General features: G+C 64.0%; 13 protein-coding genes. 7 read left to right on the top strand and 6 right to left on the bottom strand.

Features of this window, described 5'->3' with window-relative positions:
- Positions 1–184: 184 nt before the first annotated feature.
- The 4 genes from FAZ97_RS16635 to FAZ97_RS16650 form a co-directional block, all read right to left on the bottom strand.
- Positions 185–757: a hypothetical protein gene (locus FAZ97_RS16635; protein ID WP_158759555.1), complete on the bottom strand. Its 573-nt coding sequence runs from the start codon at positions 755–757 to the stop codon at positions 185–187.
- Positions 758–914: 157 nt separating this feature from the next.
- Entirely contained in the window at positions 915–1,262 is a 348-nt protein-coding gene (locus FAZ97_RS16640) for a hypothetical protein (protein ID WP_158759556.1), read from the bottom strand.
- 123 nt (positions 1,263–1,385) lie between these two features.
- Positions 1,386–2,138, bottom strand: a complete 753-nt coding sequence (locus FAZ97_RS16645) for a hypothetical protein (protein WP_158759557.1) — start codon at positions 2,136–2,138, stop codon at positions 1,386–1,388.
- Positions 2,139–2,156: 18 nt separating this feature from the next.
- On the bottom strand, positions 2,157–3,617 hold the full coding sequence (locus FAZ97_RS16650; RefSeq protein ID WP_158759558.1) for an amino acid permease: 1,461 nt from the start codon (positions 3,615–3,617) through the stop codon (positions 2,157–2,159).
- Between the two features lie 184 nt (positions 3,618–3,801).
- On the opposite strand from FAZ97_RS16650, the gene FAZ97_RS16655 reads away from it, so the two are divergent.
- The 7 genes from FAZ97_RS16655 to FAZ97_RS16685 all read left to right on the top strand — a co-directional run bounded on the left by FAZ97_RS16655 (position 3,802) and on the right by FAZ97_RS16685 (position 11,651).
- Positions 3,802–4,110, top strand: coding sequence for a hypothetical protein (locus tag FAZ97_RS16655; RefSeq protein WP_158759559.1), 309 nt, complete (start codon positions 3,802–3,804; stop codon positions 4,108–4,110).
- Between the two features lie 399 nt (positions 4,111–4,509).
- Positions 4,510–5,970 (top strand): MFS transporter, encoded by a 1,461-nt coding sequence (locus FAZ97_RS16660; protein ID WP_158760959.1) that lies wholly within the window; start codon positions 4,510–4,512, stop codon positions 5,968–5,970.
- The gene (locus FAZ97_RS16665; RefSeq protein WP_158759560.1) at positions 5,967–7,490 is read left to right on the top strand and encodes an FGGY family carbohydrate kinase; all 1,524 of its coding nucleotides are present in this window, start codon (positions 5,967–5,969) and stop codon (positions 7,488–7,490) included. Before FAZ97_RS16660 ends, FAZ97_RS16665 begins: the two co-directional genes overlap by 4 nt.
- 17 nt (positions 7,491–7,507) lie before the next feature.
- Entirely contained in the window at positions 7,508–9,187 is a 1,680-nt protein-coding gene (locus FAZ97_RS16670; RefSeq protein ID WP_158759561.1) for a glycerol-3-phosphate dehydrogenase/oxidase, read from the top strand.
- Complete coding sequence (locus FAZ97_RS16675) at positions 9,184–10,737, top strand: FAD-binding oxidoreductase (protein WP_158759562.1); 1,554 nt, start codon at positions 9,184–9,186, stop codon at positions 10,735–10,737. The genes FAZ97_RS16670 and FAZ97_RS16675 overlap by 4 nt, the downstream gene beginning before the upstream one ends.
- A 4-nt stretch (positions 10,738–10,741) precedes the next feature.
- Positions 10,742–11,317: a glycerol-3-phosphate responsive antiterminator gene (locus FAZ97_RS16680; protein WP_158759563.1), complete on the top strand. Its 576-nt coding sequence runs from the start codon at positions 10,742–10,744 to the stop codon at positions 11,315–11,317.
- Between the two features lie 25 nt (positions 11,318–11,342).
- Positions 11,343–11,651, top strand: a complete 309-nt coding sequence (locus FAZ97_RS16685; RefSeq protein ID WP_158759564.1) for a putative quinol monooxygenase — start codon at positions 11,343–11,345, stop codon at positions 11,649–11,651.
- Between the two features lie 50 nt (positions 11,652–11,701).
- Here FAZ97_RS16685 and FAZ97_RS16690 read toward each other — a convergent pair whose 3' ends face one another.
- Together FAZ97_RS16690 and FAZ97_RS16695 are read right to left on the bottom strand one after the other, a co-directional pair.
- Complete coding sequence (locus tag FAZ97_RS16690) at positions 11,702–12,076, bottom strand: RidA family protein (RefSeq protein WP_233271775.1); 375 nt, start codon at positions 12,074–12,076, stop codon at positions 11,702–11,704.
- 80 nt (positions 12,077–12,156) lie between these two features.
- Positions 12,157–12,453 (bottom strand): cupredoxin domain-containing protein, encoded by a 297-nt coding sequence (locus tag FAZ97_RS16695; RefSeq protein WP_233271798.1) that lies wholly within the window; start codon positions 12,451–12,453, stop codon positions 12,157–12,159.
- Positions 12,454–12,504: the final 51 nt, after the last annotated feature.

Below are 12,504 nucleotides of genomic sequence, written 5' to 3' on the forward strand. Positions count from 1 at the left end.
TTCACCATAAATGGAGGTTGCAGTCTGTCGATAATGTGGGCAATCACGTTGGGTATCCCATCCCTACGTCTTCTGAGCGGATCATGCTCGGGATTGTTGCAGCCGACCGGTTTGACGATCGGGGCCATCGTTGCATAGACGGAGGGGCAGGCTCGGGCCTGGAGAGCACATCGGCTTCCTGGGGTTACAGCCCCCGCGCGAGCCCCGACTTCGCAGCGATGATGGCGGCGATCGAAGCCGCGCCAAGGGCGTCGCCATCGAAATGGAGGCTGAGCTTGGGCGCAAGCGCGCAGTCCGGACCGGCGGCCGGCGCCTGATCGGATAGGCGGGCCGATACCCGTTTCGCTTCCCCCAGCGTGACTTCAAAAGGCATCGTTTCGAGAACCCCGTGCGCGACCGTCGACCAGCCGGCCGGACGAAACCCTGTACATACCGTAACGACGTAGCCGGCGCGGTGAAACAGATCCGCCGTAAGCGCCAGACGCAACTCGTTGTCACGCATCTTTGCCAGCGTGAACGCCGGCTCGTATCGTCCCCCCAGGCGAGCTTCGGGGAGAATGACGCTGGGGTAATGGCGACGGCGCAACAGCCCATCCAACGCGCCTGCTATCGCAATGCACGCGAGGGGATGCTGACCGGTTATCCAGATCACGGAATGGTCACGGGATGCGTAGCCGGTATTCGCGCCGCGGATTGGCTCGTTATCTGCCGGGTTAGCCGGTGAACTGCCTGCTGCTCGATGCGGGCGACTATTCATTTCCTGTCCCCCGCGCAGTGCTCATATCTATCTGCCACAACGATTTTTTCCTCATCGCTCCATTCATCATCGTCTGCACGCGAAGCTGACGGAGCCGAAAAAGAGGTCGACTGAAAATGCCGTCAGGCCGCGATATGCAGCAGGTTCGTCCCACAAGCTAATAGCCCAGCCCAATGTTTCGTTCTAGTCGACGAAGCACGTCGCTCGCCTTGTCGAGAAACACGGAGTGATAGTTGGCCGGCAGTGTCATGTGGTCCATGAGCGACATCCTGTCTTCCAGGACCTGCCGCAGTTGTACGTGAATCTCCGCGCACTGCGCTTGCGTCAGCTTTGGGAGGGTCAGGTCGACGAACTCCTGCATGACAAGTGCTGTTGCCGCGGCCTGCGAGATATTCGTGGTCGTGTCGCTGACCAGCGTCGCGACCGCGTCAAGCGTCTTTTCGAATTTGCCCATCATTACGCGTTCCCGAAAGAAGGTGCAGACCAAACGCCAGTGCTCGATCATTCTCGAGTGGATTCTGACCTAACCGCGCCTGCAATTATTGAAATAAATGCACGGATCCATGCTCATTCACCATAAATGGCCGGCACCGAACCGCCGATAAGCGCGTTACAGATGACCGGTCCGTCACATCGTTCCACTGCCGCTGCCAGTACCGCCGGTGCCAGAGGAAGGCGCGGAACTTGCCGTAAGCGGATGGGCGAGGCCAGCCGCGGACAGCAGCGAAACGGCGGCCGGGTCGGGCATGCCATTGGTGTCGATCGCTCCCGCTGCCGCCAGGGCAACCAGATCGCTGTCGACACCTGGCTGGCCAACCGTGAAGGATGTCGTTAGAAACGCCGGTACCGCCAGCGTGAGCGCGTAGTGCTGCTGCAGATTCGTGACGACTGCGGATTGCGCAGCCTGCACGTCGGCCTGGTTTGCCAACGCCTGCTGGTACTGTGCGTTGGTCGGGAAGCCCGCTATCAAGCCGTTCTCGTTCGTGCCGAGCTGTGATGCCATGTAGACAACCATTAACTCGGTCTCTGGCGTCGTATTGAAAGTGCCGCCGGCAAATGCCAGCGAATGCAGGCTCAAGCCGCCAGAGGTCACGGTCAGGATGCAGGGCGGCGTGCCATTGAACGCGACCGTGTAGTGCCCGCCTCCGTCTGAGAGGGCGGCCGCCGAGCCCTGCAAGCAGCTAATGTCGACCGTCGCGCTGGCGATCGCCGTACCGGTGGCGGCCGTGCCGGAGAGGGTGACGTTGGGTGTCACGGTCGAGCCACCGCAACTGCCTAGGCCGATGCAGGAGTTTCCGCCGCATCCGGCCACCATTGCGAGTGCGCTCACGCAAATCGCACCCAGCGCCGGGCGAACGAAACACGCGTGTTGAGCGTTCATGGTTGTACGCCGTGTGCGTCAACCACGCTCCGGATGGCGCAATCGCGAATGATGCCGGCCATAAGACATGTAGATCAGCATGCCAATCAGCAGCCAGACGATCAGCCGTACCCAGGTGACGAGCGGAAGACCCACCATCAGCAACACGCAAAACGCAATCCCGAGAATCGGGACCACCGGCACGCCGGGCGCGCGGAAAGGACGGTTCGCGTCGGAGTCGCTGCGCCGCAGGTAAATGACTGCGCCGCACACGAGCACGAACGCAAACAGCGTCCCGATGCTGACCATCTCGCCGAGTACCCCGATCGGCGTGAGGGCCGCCACGATGGCGACGACTATCCCGATCATGATCTGGCTTCGATGCGGCGTGTGCAGGCGAGGATGGACGGTGGAGAACAGATGGGGAAGCAGTCTATCCTCCGACATCGTGAAGAAGATACGGCTCTGCCCGTAGAGCAGCACGAGGATCACGGTGGTCAGCCCCGTTAGCGCGCCAATCTTGATGAGCACCGAGAACCAGGTGAAGCCAATGGCATCCACCCCTTTGGCGATCGGATCGGGGACGTTAAGTTGTGCGTAGGGAACGAGTCCGGTCAGCACGGCGGCCACGAGGATATAGAGCAGGGTGCAGATCACGAGCGACCCGAGGATGCCGATCGGCATGTCGCGCTGTGGCTGTTTCGCCTCCTGCGCGGCGGTCGACACCGCGTCGAAGCCGATAAAGGCAAAGAACACCACGGCGGAGCCGCGCAGAATGCCGCTTGCCCCAAAGCTGCCGAAAGTCCCGGTGTTCGGCGGCACGAAGGGATGCCAGTTGGCGGAATGCACGAAGAACGCGCCGATGGCGATGAAGGCCACCACGACCGTCAGCTTGACCGCGACCATGATGTTGTTGATACGTGCCGACTCCCGCGTGCCGAGCACCAGCATCGTCGTGAGGATCGCAATGATCAGCACGGCGGGGAGATTGATGGTGCCGGTGACGGTGGCGCCGTCGGCAAGCTGGACAGTCGTGCCCGGAGCCGCCGCGAGCGTAGCGGGGATATCGATGCCGACGTTGCGCAACAGGCTGACGATATACCCCGACCACCCGACCGCAACCGTCGCGGCACCCATGGCGTATTCGAGAATCAGGTCCCAGCCGATGATCCACGCAAACACTTCACCAAGCGTCGCATAGGTATACGTGTAAGTGCTGCCGCATACGGGGAGCATGGCGGCCAGCTCGGAGTAGCAAAGGCCGACGAACGCACACGCAATGCCGCCCAGCACGAACGACAGGATGATGCCCGGCCCGGCAAATTGTGCCGCCGCCGTGCCGGTGAGGACGAAAATACCGGCGCCGATAATGGCGCCGATTCCCATCGCCGTGATGCTCGGCGCTCCGAGGGTTTTCGCGAGCGCGCGGCCGCCTTCGGCATCGGCGCTTCCCACTATGTCGGCGACGGACTTGCGCGCCGTGTAGCTCGTATCAGCCATGATAGGTTGTCCCATTCCAATGCGACTGGAAACGACTCGATTCGGCTTGCTCTACTTCTTTAGAATAGACACAGGCGCGTGTTCGCGACGGGTAAGTTTTCAGCTGGCCAAACGAGGAAGGTGCGTGGGCTGGGATGTTTCGGAACGCTTCAAGTGCAGCCGGACGGCGGCTGGGAGATGAGGGATGCAGAACGATAGACCGCCACCACGGCGCGTGGCGTATGAGAAAGGGATCCAGATCGGCGGGACCGGATGGTTCGGCCGATTGGTGGCCGTCGTCGTGAGCGCAATCGTGCTCGTGGTGGCCGCAATGTTGTCGCTGGTGCTGCTTGCCGTGCTGTTCGCGGTGGGGGTGGTCGTCGCCGGCTATCTGTGGTGGAGAATACGCGCGCTACGGCGGCAGGCGCGCGAGTTCGGCGACGATGGCCGGACCATCGACGTCGAGGTCGTTCACAAGGACTCGCCTGGCGACGATATCGAGAAACGCCAGTAGGCATTGTGGTCTCGCGAATTATCTATACGCAAGAAACAACGTGCGAGGCTTCTGCCCTGTTCGCACGGTTAGGAGACGCAACGATAAAGACCTGAAATATAGGAATGCTACTGATTGCCGGTGCGAGTGCAATGTTCGTTGGCGGCGTTGCGCATAGCGATTCGCTCGGCCCTCTGCCTGGGCAGCGTGGCACGGTTGCATCCGGCTCTTTGAGCCACAACGTCAACGCTCGCCGCTCATCCCGCCCGTCAATAACGTCTTGACACGCCGCGCGCGGGACCTTAATCTAGCCCCCGCAGATCGAGATAAGAGACTATCTGTAAGATGGTCTCTTGCGCGCAAAGCAATTGCATAGGCCCTCTTGCAGAAAAATACAGGAGACGGCTTGTGCAAACGCATGTGCAAACTACTGCGCTCAAAATACGTGGCGTCGACGACGTCATCGCCTTCATCGATTCGGGATCGGGCATTGCCGGCCGTGCCGGTGTCATCTGGTGGCTCGCACTGGGTGGCCTGTTTCTCGATGCATTCTCCAATTCCGCTTTAAGCGCCGGCCTCGCGCCGATGACGCGCGACCTGCGCCTGAGCGCGGGCGACGTCGCCCTCATGACGTCGTTCGCCTCGTGGGTGGCCATCGCGTTCAATCCCATCGGCGGTTGGATGGCCGACCGCTGGGGCAGGGTTCGCCCGCTCGTGCTCGCCAAGGTATTCGCGTTGGTGGGCGCGTTGCTGGTGATGTTCGCCCCGGGCTTCGAGCTCGTGCTTGCCGGGCGTTTCTTCGTCGGCATGGCGTATGGCATCGACTTCGCCATCGCCATGGCGATGCTCGCCGAGTTCACGCCCGCGCATCTGAAGAGCCGCCTCAACGCCTGGCAGGGCATGTGGTACACCGCGGTCTGCCTGAACCTGCTGCTCGCGCTGCTGTTCCATTCGTGGCAGGTGGGCGACGCGATCTGGCGCTACTCCATCGCCGCCACGGCGGTATTTAGCGTCGGCATTCTCGTGCTTCAGCTGGTTTTCCTCGTGGAGAGCCCCACGTGGCTCGCGCGCAAGGAACGCATCGTGGACGCGGCAAGCGCGATGACGCGCATCTACGGGCGCAGCTTCGTCGCCGCACCGCCCGACGAGCGCGTACCGGTGCTGAACCAGGCGAAGCGCGGCCTCGCAAACCTGACGCTGATCTTCCGCGGCATCTACTTGCCGCGCACCCTGCTTGCCGCGACCGTGCAGATCGGGCAGTCGCTCGAATATTTCGCCATCGGCTGGTATTTGCCGCTCATCAGCGCTGCGTTGTTCGGCAAGGACTTTGTCTATGCGACGCTCGGCGCGCTGCTGTTCAACGTGTTCGGCATCGTCGGCGGTTTCATGTCGCCCGTGGTTGGCCGCAAGATCGGCCTTCGGCGCGCGTCGGCGTTCGGCTTTGCCGCCGTGTTCGCCATGCTGCTCGTGCTCGGCCTCTACGGCGCGAAGCTGCCGATGTGGATGTCGGTCGTCGTGCCGTCGCTGTTCATTTTGTTTCACTCGGCGGGGCCGGGCGCCAACGGCAAGAGCCTGTCGTCGCTCTCGTTTCGCAGCGAGCTGCGCGCCGGTGCGAACGGCGTGGTCGGCGCGCTCGGTTCGATCGGCGCGGCGCTCGGGCTGCTCGTGTTTCCGCTCTTTCGCGAACGCTATGGCCTCGACCATACGTTCCTCATTCTTGCGGCCGTGCCGTGTGTGGCGAGCGTAATTTGCTTCGCGATCCGCTGGGACCCCACGCGCAGCGCCGTCACGCCCGACAACGAGCCCGACGCGCCTCATTTCGAAGACGACGTTGAGCGCGCTACCTATCTGAATCCGGTCATGGAGGACCCCTGGCGATGAGCCAGCAGCAGCGAGTCATACTCGCCATCGATGAAGGAACGTCCGGCACGCGCGCCGCGCTGGTCGATGCGCAAGGCCGGGTGTCGTGCCTCGAATACCGTCCGTTGCGCGTGGAGAGCCCGCGGCCCGGCGTGGTCGAGCAGGACGCGAACCTCACGCTCGAGAAAACGCTGGACGCATGCCGCGCGACGCTCGCGCGCGCTTCGCAGGAGAAGCAGGAAGTCGTCGCGCTCGCCATCGCCACGCAGCGCGCCACCGCCGTGCTCTGGGACACGCGTACGGGCCGCGCGCTCGTGCCGGCGATGGTCTGGCAGGACACGCGCCATGCGGCATCGCTCGCGCAGCTCGCCCCGGCATGGGACGCCGCGTTGATCGAACGCGTAGGGCGTCCCGCCGGCGTGCGCTCTCCGTACCTCTGGGCGGCGCGGCATCTGCGCGAAACGCCAGCGGTCGCGCAGGCGTACCGCGAAGGCCGGCTCACGTTCGGCACGATCGACACGTGGCTGCTCTGGCATCTCTCCAGCGAACGCGCCTGCGTGACCACGCCAACCAACGCGACTTCGGCGAGCGCTTATGTGCTCACGCAGCACCGCTATTACGACGAATGGCTCGACGCGCTTGGCTTTCCCGCCGACCTGCTGCCGGCGCTGCGCGAGGACGCCGACGCGTTCGGCCGCACGCGCGCCGATCTGCTCGGCATCGGCGTACCGATACTCGCGTGTGCCGGCGATCAGCTCGCGGGCGGCGTGGGGCTGGGCTGCCTCGATCGCGGCCAGTCCATGTGCGTGCACGGCACCGGCAGTTTCGTCGATCTGCTCACCGGCACGACGCGGCCGCCCGCAACCGCAGGCCACGACGGCACGTTGACGATGACGGCGCGGCGGTATGGCGGCGTCTCGCACTTCGCGCTCGAAACTTTCGTGCCGACCACCGGTTCCGCGCTGAACTGGATTTGCGAAAAGCTGCGCTGGTTCGACGACCCCAAGGCAATCGCCGCGCTGGCCGGCACGGTGAATTCGGCGCGCGGTGTCGCGTTCCTGCCGGCGCTCACCGGCGTGCGCGTGCCGAGTCTCGAACCTGCCGCACGCGCATCGCTGTGCGGCGTTTCCATCGCCACGACCCAGGCCGAGATCGCCTACGCGCTTCTCGAAGGCATCGCGCACTCTGTGGCGCTGTGCGTCGATGCGAACGAGTCCGTTGCGGGCGTCGCCACGGGCGAGCTGATTGTCGGCGGCGGTCTTTCGGGCAGCGACACGCTGCTGCAGATTCAGGCGGACCTCTGCGGCGTCCCGGTGCGGCGCATGGCCGAAAGCGACCGCGCGAGCCTGCGTGGCGTGGCGTTTCTTGCGGGCACCTCAGGGCTCATGTGGGACTCGCTAGACGAGGCGCGCGCGACACTCGCGACCGGCGCGGTGTTCGAACCGGCCATATCGGCGGACGCCCGCGCTCATCGGCGCGCGGCATGGCGCGCGCGCGTGGATGCCGAACTCGCCTATGTGGCGCAATTCGATCAAGGTTGAGCAGGAGAACTAACGTAATGCTGTTGTTTACATCGAGAAGCGCCAGCCGCGAGCGCGAGCGCATGACCGCAACCGAGCCGCTGCGCCTCGTACGTGCCGAGCAGCTGGATCGCCTCGCAAGCGAAGCGTTCGACATCGTCATCGTGGGCGGCGGGGTGACGGGCGCCTACGCGGCGCTGGACGCCAGCCTGCGCGGCTATCGCGTGGCGCTGCTGGAAAAGAGCGACTTCGCGTCGGGCACGTCGTCGAAGTCGTCGAAGATGGTGCATGGGGGCCTGCGGTATATCGAGCAGGGCAATCTGGGGCTCGTGCGTCATTCGCTGCTGGAGCGCCAGCGGCTGCGCAGGAATGCGCGCCATCTGGTCCAGCGTCTGCCGTTCCTTTTTCCTGTGCTCGAAAAGGACGGCGTGTTCGACAAGCGTCTCGCGAAGGCATTCGAAAGTCTGCTGTGGACTTACGACCTCGCGGGCGGCTGGCGCGAGGGCATTCTGCATCAGAAGCTCTCGAAGGCCGAGGTGCTCTCGCATTGCCCGACCTTCAACGAGGACAACCTCAAGGGCGGCTTCCTCTATTTCGACGCCCGCGTCGACGACGCGCGGCTTACGCTCACGCTTGCGCGTACGGCGGCGTTTCATGGCGCGGCCGTCGCCAATCATGCGAAGGTGGCGGAAGTCACACGCAGCGAACAGGGCAACGTGGACGGCGTGATCGTGCAGGCCGACGGCCGCGAGATCCGCGTGCGCGCGGGCGTGGTGGTCATGGCGACGGGCGTGTGGCTGCGCGACTGGAGCGGGCGGCGCAAGGGCGAAACCGCGCCGCTGCAGATCCGCCCCGCGAAGGGTGTGCACGTGGCGATTCCCTGGCTGAAGATCCGCAACGACTGCACGGTGACGATACCGGTGCCCGGCCGCAGCCGGCGCGCGACGATCACGCGCTGGGGCAACGTGTCGTATCTCGGCACGACCGACGAGGACTATACCGGCGATCTCGACGACGTTTGCTGTACGCGCCAGGAACTCGACTTTCTGCTGGAGGGCGCGCGTTCAGCGCTCAAGACCGACCTGTGCGCCGAGGACGTAGTGGGCAGCATCGCGGGCTGCCGGCCGCTCGTCGGGCCGCCCGGCGGCAAGACGCTGGAGATGAAGCGCAATCACGAGATCCATGTCGCGCCGGACGGCCTCGTCACGATCGTGGGCGGCAAGCTCACCACCTCGCGTCACATGGCGGAGCAAACCATCGACGCCGCGCAAAAGGTCATTGGCGAGCGCCGCCGCTGTTCGACACGCACGGCTTACCTGCTTGGCGCGGCGGGATACGACGCGCAAGCCATCGTCGCCTCGGGTGGTCTCGGCGCGCATCTGGGCGAGCGCTACGGCAGCGAAGCGCGCTTCGTGAGCGACCTGCTTCAAGCCGATACGCGTCTTGTGAAACCCATCGTCGAAGGCCTGCCCTATACCGAAGCCGAAGTGCTCTACGCCGTGCGCCACGAACTGGCGGGCAGTGTGGACGACGTGCTCTCGCGACGCATGCGCGCGCGACTCATGGCGCGCGACGCGTCGGCGCGCGCGGCTGAGCGCGTGGGAGAGATTCTGCAATCCGAGCTCGGCCTTGGCGCCGAGGCTATCGCCAACCAGGTGCGCGACTACATCGCTTCGGTCGAGCACGAAAAATCCGTTTTGATGGGAGATACCGAATGATCAGCAAGGAAGCAGTCAAGCGTGGCTATAACCGAGGCAACTATACCGTTGGGGCACCGACGCCGCCCGCGTGGTCCGTCGCCCGTGAGGTCACCGGCAGCGAGGCCGGCCTGCAGCGCGATCCTGTTTCGTTGAGCGCACAACAAATCGATGCACTGCGTGCACTGGCCGACGAAGTGCTGGTCGCGACGCCCGAAGTCGTTGCCGCCACGCGCGACTGGTGGGCCGGCACGATGATCGCCGAAACCGGCGGCAAGCCGGCCACGCCGCACGCGGTGATCGTGCGCGTTTCCACGGTGGAGCAGGTGCAGGCGGTAATGCGTCTTGCGAGCGAAGCCGCGATTCCGGTCACGCCGTCGGCAGGCCGCAGCAACGTGACGGGCGCGGCGCTGCCCGTGCGCGGCGGAATTGTGCTGGACGTTTGCGGCCTGAACCGCTTGTTGGGCTTCGACCGCGAGAGCCAGATCGTCGAAGTCGAGGCGGGCATGTTCGGCGATATCTTCGAGGAGACGATCCAGCGCGATTACCGCATGACGATGGGGCACTGGCCTTCTTCGTATGCGATCAGCACCGTGGGCGGGTGGGTGGCGTGCCGCGGCGCGGGGCAGCTCTCCACGCGTTACGGCAAGATCGAGGACATGGTGTTCGGCATGGACGTCGTGCTCGCGGACGGGCGGCTCGTCACGCTCGGCGGGTATTCGCGCGCGGCCGTCGGCCCCGACCTGCAGCAGCTTTTCATCGGCTCCGAGGGCACGCTCGGCGTGATCGTGCGCGTGCGCCTGAAGCTGCATCGTTTGCCCGACTACGGGCGCGCCGTTGCCTATGGCTTCAGTTCGTTCGCCAAGGGTCTCGAGGCGTGCCGCGAGATCCTGCAACGCGGCGGCAGTCCCGCTGCGCTGCGCCTCTACGACGCACTCGAAAGCGGTGTGCAGTTCGGCTTGCCCGAATCGAACGTGCTGCTCGTGGCGGACGAGGGGCCGCGCGAAATCGTGGAGGCGGTACTCACGATCAGCGAGCGCGTGTGCAAGGAACTCGGTACGAAGCTCGACGAGACCGCCATCTTCGAGAAATGGCTCGACACGCGCTACCTTACCGGAAAGAGTGCCGAAGGCTTCAAGCGCAGCCCCGGTTTCGTGGCCGATACGCTCGAAATGATCGGCCCATGGAAAGATCTCGCGGCCATATACGACGACGTCGTGAAGGCGATCAACGCGGTGCCCGGCACGCTCGCGGGTTCGGCGCATCAGTCGCACGCGTATGTGGACGGCGCTTGCCTGTACTTCTCGCTGCGCGGCGACGTGGAGGTGGCGGATCGCGCAGAGTGGTATCGCGCAGCCTGGGACGCCGCGAACCGCGTGATCATCCAATACAATGCAACGCTGAGCCATCACCACGGCGTGGGCCTGCTGCGCGCCCCTTATATGAACGAGTCGCTCGGCAGCGCGTTTGCGGTGCTGCAAACGATCAAGCAGGCGCTCGACCCGCAAAACATTCTCAACCCGGGCAAGCTCGGTCTCACCGACGCGCTCAGTCACGAGGCGAAGTACTAAAACAATGGATATGTCACTTGGGGCGCGTTTGCAGCGGCACCCGGTCATCGCGACGCTCTACGGCGTCGAGCAGTTCGACGACTTCGTGAAGAGCGCGGCCGAGGTCGCTATCGTCGCGAACGTCGATCTGCGCATGCTCCACAAGGTGGTCGCGGCGCTGACGAAGGCCGGCAAATATGTCATCGTCAATATCGATAGCTGCGACGGCCTTTCGCAGGACAAGGGCGGCGTGGAGTATCTGGCCGATATCGGCGTGACGAGCCTCGTTTCGACCCGGGTGGCAACGATCCAGCGCGGCAATCGCGCGGGCCTCATCACGATCCAGAAGGTGTTCGTGACGGACCGCTCGACCTGGCCGCGCAGCGTGAAGGCGCTCGAGCAGAGCGACCCGAACATCGTGCAGCTGATGCCGGCGCCGATGCTCGCGCGTCTTTCCGCCCAGGACCGCAAGGTGCTGCCGCCTGTCGTCGCATCGGGCTTCGTCTGCAACGAGGCCGATGCGCGCGATGCGCTCGAACGCGGCGCGGTAGCCGTATCGACGAGCGACGCCGAGTTGTGGGGCATGCAACTCGCACGCTGAAGCGGCGATTTTTTTGGAGCGAACGATGGCGAAGTCTTATTTGCAGGTCATTGCGCACTACTATGTAAAAAGCGGTCACGGCGACACGATTGCGGCCTTGCTGCGCGAGCTCGCGGCGGCGTCGCGCGGCGAGCCGAAGAATCTCTATTACGACTATTTCCGCTCACCGGCCGATCCCGACCACTTCGTGATCCTCGAGCAATACAGCGACGCGAACGGACTGGCGGAGCATCGTGAGACCGCGCATTTTCAACGTATTGGCTTGCAGTCCATCGTGCCGCTACTGGAGCGACGCGAGGTGTCTGGCCATATGGTGAACGAGGGCGGGGCGTAAGCGCCGGCGTTGAAATTCGCATGACGCCGGCTCCGCTCTTGAAGCAGGCGTCAAGCCGCCAGCGAATCGCGCTTTACCGCCACGCACTTGATCTCGACGAGCAAGCCCGGATGGGCGAGCTCGGACACGCCAATTGCGGTCCACGCGCACGTCCCGCGCGGGAACACGCGATTCTTCACGTCGCGGAACACAGCCATGTGCTGGCTCATCTGCACGTGGTACGTCGTCATATCGACAATGTCCTCGAACGTGCAGCCGGCGGCTTCCAGCACGACGCGAAGGTTCTCCCAGCATGCGAGGAATTGCGCTTGCGGGTCGGCGATGACTTCGAGGTCGGCCGTGCGGCCGACCTGCCCAGCGCAACAAACGGTGGCACCGACTTTGACCGCCGGCGCGTAGCCAGCGCGCTCGACGATACGTTCCATGGTCGGGGGGACGATTATTTCTCGATCTGTCATGTGTGATTTGCGTGAGTGAGTGACGGCAGGCAGCCGCGATTATCCCTCTACTGCACCGTGATGGTGGCCTTCATATACGGGTGGATGCCGCAAAATACCTTGTAGACCCCCGGCTTGTCGAACTTGAACTGATACGTATCGTTCTGGTCGAGCGCGGCCGAATGAAATACGCCCGCATCGTTGACGACGGTATGCGGTTCGCCATCCATATTTTTCCAGGTGACGGTCGTGCCCGCCTTGACGGTGAGGGCCATGGGCGAAAACATGAAATTCTTGATGTCGATCTCATTGGGCTCCTGCGCGTGAGCGGCAGGCATGCCTGGGGACGTCACCGCCATGAGCATTCCAATGCCGTAGAAGAGGGCGAATGAGCGACGAAAGCGAATGGAGAGCAT

The organism is Paraburkholderia acidiphila (assembly GCF_009789655.1).
GTDB lineage: Bacteria > Pseudomonadota > Gammaproteobacteria > Burkholderiales > Burkholderiaceae > Paraburkholderia > Paraburkholderia acidiphila.